At 70.1% G+C, this 15,220-nt stretch carries 10 protein-coding genes and 1 pseudogene; 3 read left to right on the top strand and 8 right to left on the bottom strand.

What is annotated here, in order from left to right; translation table 11 throughout:
- Together AX721_RS28065 and AX721_RS18645 are read left to right on the top strand one after the other, a co-directional pair.
- Positions 1 to 308 (top strand): annotated as a pseudogene (locus AX721_RS28065) (M23 family peptidase); the annotation flags it as partial.
- 40 nt (positions 309 to 348) lie between these two features.
- The gene (locus tag AX721_RS18645; protein ID WP_068877481.1) at positions 349 to 1,389 is read left to right on the top strand and encodes a tetratricopeptide repeat protein; all 1,041 of its coding nucleotides are present in this window, start codon (positions 349 to 351) and stop codon (positions 1,387 to 1,389) included.
- Between the two features lie 155 nt (positions 1,390 to 1,544).
- Here AX721_RS18645 and AX721_RS18640 read toward each other — a convergent pair whose 3' ends face one another.
- The 4 genes from AX721_RS18640 to AX721_RS18625 form a co-directional block, all read right to left on the bottom strand.
- On the bottom strand, positions 1,545 to 3,194 hold the full coding sequence (locus AX721_RS18640; RefSeq protein WP_068877480.1) for a glycosyltransferase family 4 protein: 1,650 nt from the start codon (positions 3,192 to 3,194) through the stop codon (positions 1,545 to 1,547).
- A gap of 91 nt (positions 3,195 to 3,285) precedes the next feature.
- The gene (locus AX721_RS18635; protein ID WP_068877479.1) at positions 3,286 to 5,088 is read right to left on the bottom strand and encodes a calcium-binding protein; all 1,803 of its coding nucleotides are present in this window, start codon (positions 5,086 to 5,088) and stop codon (positions 3,286 to 3,288) included.
- A gap of 211 nt (positions 5,089 to 5,299) precedes the next feature.
- Positions 5,300 to 6,673, bottom strand: a complete 1,374-nt coding sequence (locus AX721_RS18630) for an HlyD family type I secretion periplasmic adaptor subunit (protein WP_231733363.1) — start codon at positions 6,671 to 6,673, stop codon at positions 5,300 to 5,302.
- A complete protein-coding gene (locus AX721_RS18625) occupies positions 6,670 to 8,406 on the bottom strand; it encodes a type I secretion system permease/ATPase (RefSeq protein WP_068877478.1) in 1,737 nt (578 codons plus the stop codon). The genes AX721_RS18630 and AX721_RS18625 overlap by 4 nt, the downstream gene beginning before the upstream one ends.
- A 215-nt stretch (positions 8,407 to 8,621) precedes the next feature.
- Between AX721_RS18625 and AX721_RS18620 the strand changes: the two genes are divergently transcribed.
- Entirely contained in the window at positions 8,622 to 9,428 is an 807-nt protein-coding gene (locus AX721_RS18620; protein WP_068877477.1) for a DUF6270 domain-containing protein, read from the top strand.
- Here AX721_RS18620 and AX721_RS18615 read toward each other — a convergent pair.
- The 4 genes from AX721_RS18615 to AX721_RS18600 are packed head-to-tail and all read right to left on the bottom strand — an operon-like array spanning position 9,388 to position 15,195.
- Entirely contained in the window at positions 9,388 to 10,626 is a 1,239-nt protein-coding gene (locus tag AX721_RS18615) for a hypothetical protein (RefSeq protein WP_156467250.1), read from the bottom strand. The two genes, AX721_RS18620 and AX721_RS18615, sit on opposite strands and share 41 nt — an antisense overlap.
- The gene (locus tag AX721_RS18610; protein ID WP_068877475.1) at positions 10,623 to 11,648 is read right to left on the bottom strand and encodes a hypothetical protein; all 1,026 of its coding nucleotides are present in this window, start codon (positions 11,646 to 11,648) and stop codon (positions 10,623 to 10,625) included. The genes AX721_RS18615 and AX721_RS18610 overlap by 4 nt, the downstream gene beginning before the upstream one ends.
- Positions 11,645 to 13,243: a hypothetical protein gene (locus AX721_RS18605; RefSeq protein ID WP_068877474.1), complete on the bottom strand. Its 1,599-nt coding sequence runs from the start codon at positions 13,241 to 13,243 to the stop codon at positions 11,645 to 11,647. The genes AX721_RS18610 and AX721_RS18605 overlap by 4 nt, the downstream gene beginning before the upstream one ends.
- Entirely contained in the window at positions 13,240 to 15,195 is a 1,956-nt protein-coding gene (locus AX721_RS18600; RefSeq protein ID WP_068877473.1) for a hypothetical protein, read from the bottom strand. The genes AX721_RS18605 and AX721_RS18600 overlap by 4 nt, the downstream gene beginning before the upstream one ends.
- Positions 15,196 to 15,220: the final 25 nt, after the last annotated feature.

Raw genomic sequence — 15,220 nt, 5'->3', positions numbered from 1 at the left:
CCATGGATCAGCTGGAGGCGAGCGGGCTGAGTCCGGTCACCGCCGACGCCCCGCTGATGGTCGCCTATTTCCGCGCGATCGCGCTCCTGCCCGGCGATGCGGTGGAGGTCGACCTGAGGGGGCCGGACGGGGTCAGCCTCGCCCGCACCCGCGGACAGCCCATGCAGCGCTGGCGCGCCCAGGACATGACCTACGTGGGCAAGCGCCGTCCGCCCGGCGGATGGGCGCGGGGGGTCTACGTGGCCGAATGCAAGGTCTGGCGAGGCGGCAAGGTCGCGGAGAGCCGCAGGGTGGAACTGCGCCTCTGACCACGTGACACCCCGCGAGCGTGACCTTAGGACTGCCCGCATGGAGTCGATCTTCAACGAGGGCGTAGCCCACCAGAAGGCGGGCCGGCTTGAGGAAGCGGAGGCCTGCTACCGCCAAGTTATCGCCTGGAACCCGGTGTGGGTGCTGGGCAACCTGGGCGTGATCCTGCGGATCACCGGACGCCTGGACGAGGCCGAGGCCGTCCTGCGGGAGTCCCTCGCGATCGACCCGACCCACGCTCAGTCACGGCACACCCTGGGCATGACCTTGCTGCAGCTCGGCAAGTACGCAGAGGGGTGGGCCTTTTACGAAGCACGGCACGAGCTGCTGTACCGACCGACCGCGCCGCTCACCGAGTGGCGCGGGGAATCCCTGCGCGGCAAGCGAATCCTGGTGGTGGCCGAACAGGGCCTCGGAGACCAGATCCTGTTCTCGCGCTTCATCCCGTTGTTGGCGCAACAGGCGGCGGAAGTGCGCCTCGCCGTGGCCCGGCCCCTGGTCGGACTGCTGAGCCAACTGCCGGCGGAGGTCTTCAATCCGCCGAACCTCGATGGCGAGACCGCGGACGTCTGGGCGTCCATGGGATCGGTGCCCCGCTGGCTCGGAGCCGGTCCCGACGATGCGCCAGCGCCGACACTGATCGCGCCGCCCCCACAGCCGACGCGGCGCCAGGGCGTGGGGTTGATGTTGCAGGGCGGCGATCGCAATCCCAATCCACGACGGGTGCCAAACCCTGTGATCGCTCGGGCCATCCGGGGGCTTGGAACCTTCGCCCCGCTCGAGCCCGAGATCACAGGAGCCAAGGGTTTTGCGGATACGGCCGCGCTGATCGCCGGCCTCGAGCGGGTGGTCAGTGTCGATACCTCTGTCGCCCACCTCGCCGGCTCGCTCGGAGCGCCCTGCCTGGTGCTGATGTCGCGGCCGGCGGTGGATTGGTACGCGAACTGGAAGGACGACCGCACGCCCTGGTATCCGTCGATGCGCTTCATAAGGCAGCGGGCGCCGGGGGACTGGGCCGGGGTCATCGCCGACCTGGCCAAGGCGCTGGCGGAACCCATCGGCCCGTGGGCTTCCAGTTGAACCACTCGTGATCCGTCGCATGCTTCCCGGCGTCCAAGCTTTGCGCTAGGTCTTCGAGGTCAGCCAAGCTCTCCATGGCTGTGTCGCTTTGGCCGGGTCGCGGATCCCTTGATTCCGCTTCCCGGCCGCTTGCGTTTCCGGCGTCGGCCGCGCTGTCAGCCGCGGGGTGTGATCTCCACGACGTCGTGGCGCGCGAGCCACGCCAGCGCCCGCTCCACGAAGTTGCGGCGCGGCGGCGGGAAGAGGTCGCGCAGGATGGCCACGGGCGTGGCGCCGTGGGCCGCCAGGTGGGCGATCACCGCGGACAGTTCCTCCGGCCTCGGCGGGTTGACGCGGCTGTAGTTCGCCAGGGCCGAGCCGAAGCGCGCGGCCGCCGCGCCCTCGCTCATGCCGGGGCGGAGGGTGACGAGGTCGCCGTGCCCGAGGTGGCGCGACGGATAGCTGGCGAACAGGGTGAAGGGGTCCGGCGCATAGGGATTGACCCGGGTCTGGGCCGGTTCCGCGACACCGGCCAGGCGCGCAGCCTGCTCCGCCCAGAGCGCCTGATACTGTGGAATGATGGCCGACCAGTCGAAGACCTCCCGGGCGCGCGTCTGCGCCTGCTCGCCCATCCGCCGGCGAAGGTCCGCGTCGTTCACCAGCGCCACGATCGCGGCTTCGGCGGCGCGAAGGTCGATCGCCGTGAACTGGGCGACGGCGCCGACATAGTTGTCGTAGGCCAGCCAGGCGTTGGCATAGAGATAGCTTAGGTCCCCACCCATGTTGGGCCGCGGCGCGAGGGTCGGGATCCGGAAGCCGTCGACGCCGTCCCGCACGGTGTCCTTGTATCCGTCCCAGTCGCTGACGACCGAGGGAAGGCCCGCGGCCATGGCCTCGACCGGGGTCAGGCCGAAGGTCTCCTGGATGTTGTCGGAGAAACTGATGAAGAAGTCGGCGACCGACCAGATCGTGAAACGAACGTCGACCTGCCGGCCGTCGACCTGATGGTAGATCACCGAGGGACAGAGCTTGGCCGTTTCCCGGTGAAAGATCTCCCCGGCGGCGTCCGTTTCGGCCCAGCCCGAGTTCACCCAGTGGATGGGCCGCCCGGCGGCGATCGCGGCGCGTTCCAGCGCCATGGCCATCAGGGCCGGGTTCATCTTGGCCTTGATGTTGAAGCGCCCGACATAGAGCGCGACGATCGCGTCAGAGGGAATGCCCAGCCGCTCGCGCCAGGCCTGGCGATGCTCGTCCGAAACCTGGAAGTCGGAGGCGTTGACGCCGAGCGGGATCGTCACCCGTTGCGGTTCGGCGCGCCGGCGGGCGCCGTACTCGCGCCCGAGATAGTCGCGCATCATGCCCAGCTGCGCGTCGACCGCCGCCCGCACGGCGTTGGACGTGCAGATCAGGGCGTCGTGCCCGTCCACGGGCGCGACGAGCATGTCGCCGACGATCTTCATGACCACGCGTGTCGCGGTGGTGTGCGTGACCCCGCAGAGGGCGTAGCGGACGCCCACCATGTGGCGCAACCAGGCTTCGGCGGGTAGGTCGGGCGCCGGAATGTAGAGCACCCCAGGATCGATGAGGTCGTGGCGGTTCCGCTGGGGGATCCAGCGCACAGGCCGGGCGGGCGGCTCGACCCGCGCGATCAGCGCGTCCAGCTCTTCGGTGGGGCGCCCGCCGACATTCCAGAGATGGAAGCGGTCGACCTCGGCGTGGCGGAGGAACCCGCGCAGGAAGCTCTCGCCTGCGGAGAGTCGTCCCAGGAGGCGCTTCCCCGAGGTGTCGTAGCCGTCGGTGTGGAAGTAGATCGCCGCGTTCGCCATGGGTTGCGCGTCTTAGCGTGGCATGGGGCCGACGCAAAGAAAAAGGGCCGCCCCGAGGGGCGGCCCTTCCAGATCGAGATCTGCGTATCGCTTAGACGATGTTCGCGAAGGAAACGTCGTCCAGCGTACGGCCCACCAGGACCACCGCGTCGACCGGGGCGTTCGTGGCGTTGTCGGAGAAGATGACAACGTCCGTGCCCACTTGGACCACGTAGTACTCGGTGCCCGCCGAACCCGTGAAGAAGGTCGTGGCGTTGGCCAGAGCCGTCGCGTAGTCCGACGCCGTGCCGGCTTCCACGTAGTTACCGGCGGTGCCGGCCGTGGCGTAGTTCAGCGCGTCGGTCGCTTCCCAGTCGAGGATCTGGTCGAGCGTGCCGGCCGTGGTGCCGGAGTCGCCCGCGTCGAACGTGAACACGTCGTTGCCGTTGCCGCCCGTAAGCTTGTCGGTGCCCGTACCCGCGTCGATGGTGTCGTTGCCGTCACCGCCGAGGATGGTGCTGTTACCCGCGCCGCCAACCACGCTGTCGTTGCCGCCAGCGGCGTCGACTTGGTCGGTGCCCGTGCCGGTGTCGATGGTGTCGTTGCCTTCACCGCCGTTCAGCGAGTCATTGTTGTCGCCGCCGTTCAGCGAGTCGTTGCCAGCGCCGCCCTGCAGGACGTCGTTGCCCGCCGCACCGATGCCCGTATCGTTGCCGTCGCCGAGAACGATGCTGTCGATGTCGGCGCCACCGGTCACGCTGTCGTCACCGGCGCCGGCGTCGATGCCGTCGTCGCCGCTGGCGTTCGTGATGACGTCGTTGCCGTCGCCACCGAAGACGGTGTCGTTGCCAGCGCCCGACTCGATGGTGTCGGTGCCGACGCCGCCCGAGAGCGTGTCGTTGCCGGCCGCGCCATTCATCGTGTCGTTGCCCGACTCGCCCAGCAGCTCGTCATTGCCCGCACCAGCGAGAATGGTGTCGTTGCCGAGGTTGCCGTTCAGGACGACGCCCGACGTCGCGCCACCGTCGCCGGTGATGCTGTCGTTGCCGGCGCCACCGAGGATCGTGACCGCCACGGCGCCCGCGGCGTCGAGGGTGTCGGCGCCCGCGTTGCCGTGGACGTAGCCGCCGCCCGCGATGTTGACGACGTCGTCGCCTTCACCGCCGAGCACCGACACGACCGTGGTCGCGCCGCTGACCGTGATGTTGTCGCTGTCGTCACCGCCGTCGATGGTGTCGTTGCCGCCCGAAGACGTGATGGTGTCGCTGCCACCTTCACCCAGCACGCGGTCGGCGCCGGCGCCGCTCTCGATCGTGTCGTTGCCCGAGTTCCCGTTGAGGAAGTCGGCGCCCGAGCCGCCCGTGATCGAGTCGTTGCCCTTGCCGCCGTAGAGGCTGGAGGCGCCCGCCGTCGCGGCGACGCTGATCACGTCATCGCCCGAGTTACCCTGAGCGAAGTTGACGCCCACGTCACCGTCGATGGTGTCGTTGCCTTGGCCGCCGTACATCGTGTCGGCGCCCGAACCGCCGTTCAGCGAGTCGTTGCCCTGGTTGCCCTGGAGCAGGTCGGCGCTGATGCCGCCCGAGAGCGTGTCGTTGCCCGAACCGCCGTAGAGGCCGTCACCAGCGTCGGAGCCGGTGTTGGTGTTGTTGTTGGTGTCGCCCACGAACAGAACCGAGCTGTCCGGGAAGATCGGGGTTTCGCCCGCGAAGTCCGCGGCGTCGAAGGTCACGGTCTTGCCGGTCAGGCCCGAGATCAGCGTGATCGAGGCGCCCGCCGTGGCCGTCGCCGCGTTGTAGATGACGCTCGTGATATTCGCACGCTCGCCGGTCTGGCCGAAGACCAGGTTGTCGGCGGTCGCGTCGAAGGTCGCAGCCTGCGCGTCCGTGATAGTCTCAAAGAAATAAGTCGCCATTAGTCTCTCCAGTCTGTGTCACACGGACCCCTGAAACGCTTGACCCCCGTCCCCGACGGAGCAGTCCCAGCGGTCCAATACCCCAAACGCCATAGCATGGCTGCGGCGCAGGTTAGACGAGCCCGAGGGCAGACGTATCGGAACCCTGCCCATTACGCAACCTCAAAAAGCCCGCCGGAACATAGGGTCAGCGGGTGTTGCGCAGGCGCCGCTACTCCTCGCGGAACGCGTCCTCCAGGGTGTCCGTAATCGGCGAAATCAGGAAGCCCATGACCGAGCGCTCGCCCGTCACGATCAGGGCTTGGGCTGGCATGCCGGGGGTCATCTGGACGCCCTTCTTCAGCTTCTTGAGCTCGCTCGGCGCGATGCGCAGATCGACCCGGTAGAAGGCCGCCCCCGTCTTCTCGTTGGTCATGCGGTCCGCCGAGACGACGTCCACCGTGGCGTCGAGCGAATCGTTGAACCTCTGGTTCAGGCCCGTCAGCTTGACCTTCGCCTTCATGCCCTTGCGGACCTCGTCCACGTCCTCGGGCTTGATCATCGCGGTCACGGTGAGCGGCGTGCCCGACGGCACGACGTCCATCATCGGCTCGCCGCTGCCGACCACGCCGCCGACGGTGAACTGGGTCAGGTTGAAGACGTAGCCGTCGACCGGCGAGCGAACCACGGTCGCGGCCAGGGTCTGGCGCGCCGTGGTCAGGCGCGGGATGATGTCGGCCAGCTTGGTCTGGCTGTCCCGCAGCCCTTCCGCCGCCTGCGTCTCGCGCTCGTCCCGGATCGACGCCAGCTGCAGCCGGGTCTCGCCGATCTGCTGCCGCAGGCGGGCGATCTCGGACATCAGCTGGCCCTTGCGGCCCGCCAGTTCCGCGAGGGTCCGCTCATAGCGGAGGATCAGGGTCTTCGGCGCGAAGCCCTGCTCGTTGAGCTTGCGGTAGCCCGCCAGCTCCTCCTCGGTAAGCCGCTGCTGCTCGTTGATCGACTCCAGTTGAGCCTGCTGGCCCAGCACCTGGGTCTGCTGCTGCTCGACTCGCTGCATCAGGACCGCGGACTGGCTCTGGAACAGCTGCTGACGGGTCGTGAACAGGAACTGCTGGTCGCGGACCAGCGTCGCCACGGCCGGGTCCGACATTCGGGTGGTCAGCTCCCCCGGCATCTCCAGCGCCGTTTTGCCCATCGCCTCGGCCATGAAGCGCGCGTTCTGGGCGAGCAGGGTGTCGTACTGGTTCTGGTAGACCGTCACCGCGGCGCGGGCTTCCACATCGTTGAACAGCAACAGGGGTTGCCCGGCCCGCACATGCTGCCCCTCGGCGACCAGGATCTGCTTCACGACCCCGACCTCCTTGTGGCGCAGGGTCTTGCGCATGGCGTCCGCACGCACCTCGGCCGGAGCCGTGATCCCGGTGCTGAGCTGGCTCACCGAGGCCCAGAGGCCAAGGCCCAGCACGAAGGCGCCGATCACGCCCGCGCCAACCACCATGGGCCGCCGCAGCCGCTGCTGCAGCTCCGCGGGCATCTGTTCGCGCTCATCGCTCCCGAACGTGGGCGCGACGTAGTCGCGGCGAACCGGCGTCAGATCCAGCTTCATCGACCCGCCTCCACCGCGCGGACCTCGGGCGGCTGCGCGGGCTTGACCAGCCGGGCCATGACCTGGTCGCGCGGCCCGAACAGCTCGACGCGGCCCTCGCGCAGGACCAGCATCTTGTCGGCCGCGCGGAAGACGCCCGGCTTGTGCGAGATGATCACGACCGTGGCGCCGTTGGCCTTCATGGCGTCGATGGCCCGCATCAGCGCCTCCTCGCCCTCGGCGTCGAGATTTGCGTTCGGTTCGTCCAGGACCACGAAGGCCGGATTGCCGAGAACGGTGCGCGCCAGGCCGACCCGCTGCCGCTGGCCGGCGGAGAGCACGACGCCCCCCTCGCCCACGTCGGTGTCGTAGCCCTTGGGCATGCGAAGGATCAGCTCGTGCACGCCGGCAAGCTGGGCGGCTGCGACGACCTCCTCGTCGGTGACGTCGTCACGGAAGCGGGCGATGTTGTTGCGCACGCTGCCACCGAACAGCTCGGTGTCCTGGGGCAGGTAGCCGACGTATTTGCCGAAGTCGGCGCGATCCCAGGTGAACACGTCGGCGCCGTCCAGCCGCACGACCCCGTTCATCGGCTTCCAGATCCCCACGAGGAGGCGGGCGAGCGTGGACTTGCCCGCGCCGGACGGCCCGATGACGCCGAGCACCTCGTTCGGATCGAGCGAGAAGTTGACGTTGGTCAGCACCAGACGCTGGGCGCCCACGGGGGCGAAGTTGACCCCCTCCGCCGACAGTTTGCCGAGCGGCCGCGGCAAGGCCGTGGAGATCGCCGGCGGTTCGGCGCTGGCCAGGAGGGTGTTGAGCCGTTCATAGGCCCGGTACATGTTGTTCAACGGATCCCAGGACCCCACGATCTTCTCGATCGGCTGCAGGGCCCGGCTCGCCAGGATCATATTGGCGAACAGCATGCCCGAGTGGATCTCGCCCTTGAGGATCAGGTAGGCGCCGATGGCGATCACGAGCACCTGGATGCCCATGCGAACGGCCTTGATGATGTCGGTATAGAAGTTGGAGGCCTCGGCCGCCGCGGCCCCGCGCTCGATCGTCACCGCGCGGTGACGAGCCCAGGCCTGGCCGATGGTCGGAAGCATGCCCATGGCGCGGACGACCTCGCCGTTGCGCAACGCTGCGTCCGTGAAGCCATAGCTCTTCAGCGCCGCGTCGTTCGCCTCCTTCAGCGCCGACTGCGTGGCCCGGGCCTGGGCCACGGCGAGGCCGAGCAGCACGGCCGCGCCGATGACAGTCACCACGCCCACCAGCGGGTCGATGATGAACAGCACGATCATGAACACCGGCATCCAGGGCACGTCCATGAAGGCCGCAGCGGCCACGCCGGTCAGGGCCTGACGGAACTGGTCCAGGTCGCGCAGGGCCTGGGCCCGGGCGCTCCAGTTGCCGCGGACGGCGGCGTCGAACAGGCTGGTGAACACCCGGCCGGAAACCCGCTGGTCCAGGGCCACGCCATAGTTGATGAGGATGCGGGCGCGCAGGTCGTCGATGGCGCCGGAGATGAAGAAGACGAACAGCGTCACCAGGGTCAGCATCCAGAGCGTCGCCTGGTTCTGGCTGACCATCACGCGGCCATAGACCTGGTAGGTGTAGAGCGGCAGGGCCAGGTACAGCAGGTTCGACACCAGGCTGAACCCGAAGGCCACCGCGGCGGGCTTGTAGCCCTCGCGCAGCGCACGCCCGAGCACGTTGTCAGGCAGGTCCGTGAGGAACGTGAGGAATTTCATGTCGCCTAAGCCGTCCCGTGAGACCCTACGGCCTGATACAACAAACCGCGTCGAAAATGGTGAACGCTCGTGAAGATTGCGCGTTCGCGCCCACTGCCGCAGCAGGGCGCCGGAAGCGCGCGTAGATGCGCAGGCGGTCCCGCCTTGTCAATGCCGCCCACTTTCGCCCGGCCATGCTAAGAACCGCGGACGGACCCTTGACGCCAGGAGCCCCGATGCCGCGGATCGCCATCGTCGGCAGCTGCATAACGCGCGACCTGTGGCCAATCCGTGGCGGGGGCGTGGAAGCTCTGCTGTATATTTCCCGGACCAGCCTGCCGGGCCTGCTGTCCGCGCCGGTCGAGGGCTTTCGCCCCGCGGAAGACCTGCCGGGGGACCTTCACCGGAACGAGCACAACGCCCTGGTGGCCGATGTGCGGAAGACGGCGCTTTCCGCCCTCATGGCGTACCGGCCCACGCACATCATCTTCGACTTCATAGACGAGCGCTTCGACCTGCTGTCCGTCGGCTCGTCGCTGGTCGCCAACAGCGGCGAAATGGTGCGTAGCGGCTATCGGACGCAGCCGGCGCTGGAGAGGGTCAGGACGATCTCGCGCCTGTCCGACGGATGCGAAAGGCTTTGGCGCGCGGCCGCCGTCGAATTCGCCGCCGTGGTCCGCGCCACGCCCCTCGCCCGGGCCCGGCTCATCCTCCATAGCGCCCGCTGGGCCGAGCGCCAGCGTCTGCCGGACGGCCGGATCGAACCGATCGACCACGTCGAGATCATCGGCGGACAGCGCGCGGTCATCGCCGACTACAACGCGGTCCTCGAACGCCAGGAAGACGCATTCGCCTCTTTGCTGCCCCTGGCGAAGATCGATGCGGGCGCCTTCCGCCTGGCCGACTCCGCCCACCGGTGGGGGCCGAGCCCGTTTCACTACGTGCCCGAGTATTACGACGAGGTCCGGCGACAGCTCGTGGCGCTGGGCTTGGACGAAGCGTTCAGCGACCGCCCCGCCGCGCCCAGTGCTCCAGCGGGGTGATCCCGCGCCGGACCAGCGCCGGCCGCGTCGCCACATAGGCGGCGGTGGGAAACCCCGGCCGCGCCTCCGCCACCGCCCAGGCGCCGCCGCGCAGGTAGTCGATGAGCGGATGCACGCCCGCCGGCAGATCCGGGCCCCGCGCCTCGACGTAGGCGGGCAGGTCGAACCAGGGGCTGGGGCTCGTCCCTTCAAATCCGCCGTGCGCCAGGAAGTGGGTCAGAGGCTCCACGCCGGCGTCTGCGACATTGGGGTGCTGGTCGAGGTACCACCGGGGATCGAACAGCGGGTGCGGCGCGAGGCCCGCCTTCCAGCCTTTCGACAGGTAGTGGACCAGCGCCGGCTGGCCCGCCGCGTCGGGCGCGCGCTCCATATACCAGGCCGGATCGAACAGCGGATGCGGGCTGAGCCCTGAGCGCCAGCCGTCCCGCAGGTAGTGGGACAGCGGTGCGTCTCCCGGCTCCAGCACGGGCGCTTGGGCGAGATAGTGGGCCGTGTCGAACGCCGGATGGGGCGACAGGCCCCGGGCCGCGCCGACCCGGACGTAGTGCTCGAGCGGCGTCACGCTGGTGGCCGCCAGCTCCGCCGCATTCTCCCGGCCGTACCAGCCCGCATGGAACAGCGGTGCGGGATCGCGGCCTTCGCGACCGCCGCGCACGAGATAGTGCGCCAGCGGCGACATGCGCAGGCGCGCCAAGTCCGGGTTGCTCGCGAGGTACCAGGCCTGCTCCAGCGGCGCCCGCGGGATGATGCCCGGGTCGGCCCCGCGCCGCGCGTAGGCCGCCATGTGGCGCAGGTCGTGCAACGGCCGCCCCGTGCCGTGCCACACCCCGCTGCGGGCGATCACCAGCGCCTGGCCGGGCCAGCCCAGGCGGGCCAGCACCCGGTCCAGCATTTGGCTCAGGCGGTTGTGGCGCCGCAGGCGGCCTCTGCCCCGCGCCTGGAACGCCGCCACCGCCTGGTCGCGCAGCCGCGCCTCCAGCTCGGCGCGCGCGGCGAGCGATTCGGTCAGCGCCAACGCCAGCTCGGTGCGGGCCAGCGCCTCGCGGACCTGGGCCTCCTGCGCCAGCTTGTGGGCGCCCGCGAAGTCGCGGCTGAGCCGGGCCACCTTCGCCGTCACGGCGCGGGCCTTGTCGAGCATCGCCCCGGGGGCGGCCTGGGTGGCGGGAGCGGCTCCGGACGCGGCGTTCGCCGGCGTCACGCGCCTTCGTGTTCGAGCCATTCTTGGAAGCTGCCGCGCCCGGAGGCGAAGGGGTTGGGGAAGGCCGCCTGCAGGTCGGCGCGCTCGCGATAGAGCACGCGCTCGCTCTTGGCGATGGGCCGGCCGTCGTCATAGGCGCCGAACGCCCACCAGCGGTCCGGAATCGAGGGGTCGGTGGCAGCGGTCACCAGGCGCTTGTACCAGGCCCAGATCTCGTAGACCGGGAAGTTCGTCCCGGCGTAGCGCTTGGTCATCGCATCGCCGATCGCGCCAAGCTTGGTGAAGTGCCAGAAGCGCAGCGGCGCGCCGTTGACGGTGATGCGTCCGTCCTTCTCCACCGCCACGGTGCGGGTCGAGAGATTCCAGCTAGCCACGTTGTAGCCGGGGTCGCGGATCACCTTCACGCTGTCGAACAGCGCCGGGACGTGGTCGCACCAACGCTGGTCGACGAAGAGCCCGTTGGGCATGTCGTCGTAGCAATAGGATAGCAGCCGGTCGTTCCACCACTTGGCGAAGCGGGCGCCCTCGCCCGTCGTGCGGATCGCCACGAAGCCCAGGTTGAAGATTCCGGTGCGCGACGCCGACAGGTCGTTGTCGAGGATCGCCGCGTGGTCGTCGTTGGGGTCGATCAGGTGGGGCGTCAGCAGGATGTCGTGCTGGCCCAACCACGCCTCCAGCGGCTGCAGCGTCCCGAGGGCCGCCGTGTCCGGATCCATGTAGATCACCGCGTCGAAGCCCCAGCCGCAGGCCTGGTGGATGAACGGCCCCTTCACCGCGGTGCAGACCTCGACCACGTCGTGCTTGAATAGCCAGCTCTGGAAGTCGGGGATGCCGAGGTCCTCGGCCCAGACCAGCCGATCGAACGGCTCGGCCGCCGGATCGAAGGCGAAGCCCTCGGGCGGACGGTCGGTGATCAGGGCCGCCAGCTCCCAGTCAGGATGGTGCTGGCGCAACGTCTGGAACAGCACCCGGGCGCGGTTCAGGTACGAGAAGGTGAAACTGGAATAGCAGAGGATCTTCATGCGCTTGCCGTGGCAGCGAGGTCGAGGGTGAGCGCGCTGTAGCGCAGGTCATAGAGCATCGGGCCGCGGCGCGCGCGGGCGAGATCCAGAATGGACCCGCTTTCGAAGGCCGCCGCCAAGGCGGTCTCTTCCAGCACGCGGCCGTGCCCCGTCTCGCTCACGAACGCGGCGACGTTGCCGCTGTCGGGACCGGTGACGACAGCGCAGCCGGCCGCAACCGCCTCGTAGGCCACGAACGAAAAGGTCTCCCGGCAGAGGGGCCAGACCAGCACGGCGTCGATTTCGGCGACCTCCAGGGCGTCGCGCATGGCCAGCGGGCGGTCGGCGCCGGCGCTCACCGGGCGGAACGTCGCCGGCAGGCTGGCGTCGCCCCGGGCGCCCAGGTGGTGGAAGTCGTATCGCGGGTCGTCGGCGAACCGCCGCGCCAGCCCCTGGAACAGGGGCCAGCCCTTGTGTCCCACCGGCAGGCCGGCATAGGCCACTCTCAGCGGCCGATCGGAGGGGGTGGCGGGCGCCCGCCCCCGCTCAACGAGCGTTGCGTGCGGCAGAACGACCGTACGCGCGGCAGGGAGCGTCGTCGACGCCTGCCACAGATCCAGCGTCGCCTGGGACGGCGCGGCGACCGTCAGACTCAGCCGCTCGAACAGCCGCGCATGCTCGGACAGGTGCCGTTCCCGCCAGGGGCCATAGACGCAGATGTTGCAGGCGGCGCTGCCGGGTGGCGGCGCGGCGCAGTCCTGCACGTCGTCGCGCAGAAGGTGGAAGCCGGCGCAGAGGCTGGCGAAGTCGTGCAGCCAGAACACGCCCTGCCGCAGCCCGGCCGCCGCCAGGATGTCGGCCGTTTCGTCGGCCGCGTGGCCCAGCAGGCTGTGGATGGCGAAACTGCGCCCCTCGTCCCCGCTGACCGCCGCGGCCAGGGCGGTGGCGATGTCGGCAGGATCGAACAGCCCCACGGGCGCGCCGTTCCAGACCACGCCCAGCACGCCGGGGTCGGCGGCGGTGCGGACCACCGGCCACGGGCGGGACGGGTAGAGGTGCAGGTGGTCGCGCCCCTGTTCCGCCAGCCGCGCCGCCTCCCGGCCGATGGAAAGCTGCAACCCGCCCAGGTTCGCGCTGTAGTCATCGTGGCTGAAGGTGACGTGCAGCCTGGCCAGCCCGCCACGCGAGACCGCCAGCGCCGCAGCCAGATCGGACCTGGGCCCGGCCGCATCGCGCGCCGTGGGGACGCGATCCCCCACCGGCTTCAGCCGCGCGATCACGTCGTAGCGGAAGCCCTGCGGCGACTCCGGCCGCACGGCGCGAGGCCGGCCGTTGGTGATCCAGTGAACGAAGGGGTTGGCGCCCTGCTCCGCCACCTCCGGAAACGCCTCGAGGTAGGCGCTCACGGAGAAGTCGGGCGAGGGATCGCGCCCCTCGCGCCAGCCATAGGTCATGAAGTGGTCGAGGGGATCTGCGCCCACCTCGCCCACGTCCGGATAGGTCTTCAGGTAGAAGGTCGCGTCGAAGGCCCGCGCGGCGATGGCGTGATCCGGCTGCAGCCGACGCAGGCGTCCACGCAGGCGCATCGGCACGGCGGCGGCCAGCAGCCGCTTCACGAGACAAGCTCCCCGGTCATGTCGCTGTAGGCCAGGTCGTACAGCTTCGCGCGCCGCGGTCCGCGGCCCAGCGCCAGCACGTCCCCGGACGCGAAGGCGGCGGCCAGCGCGGCCTCGTCCGCCAGCACGCGGCCGATGGCCGGGTCGGCGGCGAAGGCGGCGACGTTGCCGCTGTCGGGCCCGGTCAGGACGGCGGCGCCCGCGGCCGCGGCTTCGTAGGCGGTGAACGAAAAGGTCTCGCGGCACAGGGGCCAGATCAGTGCCGCGTCGGGTTGCAACGCTTCCAGCGTCTCCTGCATGGCGCGGGGCTGCTCGGCCGTCACCACCACCCGGTGGAACTCAGCCGGCGCGGACGGGTCGGGGGCGCCGCCCAGGTGCAGGAACGCGTAGCGCGGATCCTCTTCGAACCGCTGAGCCAGGTCGCGGAACACGGGCCAGCCCTTCAAGGGCGTGGGCATTCCCAGATAGGCCAGGCGGAAGGGCCGGCCAGCCGGCGGCTTGCGGGCCGACTTGCGCTCCACCAGCCGGGCGTGGGGCAGCACCACGGTCTCGCAGGCCGGCAGGTCGCCATGCGCGCGCCAGAAGTCCAGGGTGGTCTGCGAGGGCGCCACGGCGGTGACGGACAGCCGCTCGAACAGCCTCCGGTGGCCCTCGGTGTGCCGCGCCCGCTGGGTGCCATAGGCGCAGACCCCGCAGGCGGCGCTGGTCGATGGCGGGGCGGCGCAATCCTCCACGTCGTTGCGCAGCAGGTGGAACCCGACGCACAGGCTGGCGAAGTCGTGCAGCCAGAAGAAGCCCTCGCGCAGGCCGGCGGCGCTCAGGATATCCGCCGTGGCGTCGGCCTCGTGACCGAGCAGGGAGTGGACCGCGAAGCTGCGCCGGCCGCCGCCCGGCGCGGCCGCCAGGGCGTCGCGCACCGCTTCCGGCGCGAAGACGCCCAGCCGCCGCCCGTTCAGCAGCACCCCCAGGGGGCCGGGTTCGCCCGCCACGCGGACGGCCGGCCAGGGCGCGGCGGGATAGAGGTGCAGATGGTCCACGCCCCTGGCGGCGAACGCATCGGCCTCGCGGCGCACGCAGAACTGCAGCCCGCCCCAGTGCTCCACATAGTTGTCGTGACTGAGCGTGATGTGGAGGTCGCGCAGCCGAGCGAGCGCCGTGGCCAGGCGGACGGGCGGGTCGGCGCGCAGCCGGGCCGAGGCGGTCGCCGCCTCGCCGATCCGCGCTTCCACGGGCTTCAGCCGGGCGATGACGTCATAGCGGAAGCCCAGTTCATGCCGCGGGCTGCGGCCCTCGGCGCGCCCGGCGACTAGGTAGTGGGCGAACGGATTGAGGTTGGCCGCAAGGACGTCGGGGTTGGCCTCCAGATAGTCGCGTACCGAGAAGCGGGGGTTGGGATCTCGGTCTTCGAGCCAGCCGGTGCGGATGAAGTGCTCCAGCGGATCCATGCCCGCCGTCGCCACGTCCGGATTGAGCGCCAGATAGAATGCCTCGTCGAACTCGGCCGCCACCGCCGCGTGCTGCTCCGGCGTCAGCGGAACCGCGGCGACCCGACGTCGGCCGCGGCCGGCCGCCTGAGGGCTGTCCGAAGCAGCGAAGCTCTCGTGCGACCAGGGCGCAGGCGCCCAGCCCACCTGGCCGAAGTAGCGCGCGGCATGCCGCGACGGCGCGATCTCGCGGCCCTCGTGCCGGCCATGGGCCAGGAAGTGCGAGAAGGGCTCGATCCCCGCCGCCGCGACGTCGGGGTTCGCTGCGAAATAGCCCTCGACCGAGAACCAGGGCGCCGGATCGCGTCCCTCCTGCCAGCCGGCCATGCGGTAGTGCCACAGGGGGGGCATATCGGCCGGCAGGTCCGTATAGATCGCCCGATAGAAGTCGGGGTCGAACGCCGGCGAGATCACCCGGTGCGCTTCCGCGGACGGCGGGCGTTCGTCGGCTTGGGCCGTGACGGCCATGGAGTTCCAGTTCCTGCGAGCGGCG

It is taken from the genome of Phenylobacterium sp. CCH9-H3 (genome assembly GCF_001557235.1).
Taxonomy (GTDB): Bacteria; Pseudomonadota; Alphaproteobacteria; order Caulobacterales; family Caulobacteraceae; genus Phenylobacterium.
This window is presented reverse-complemented; position numbering and strand designations above follow the sequence as displayed.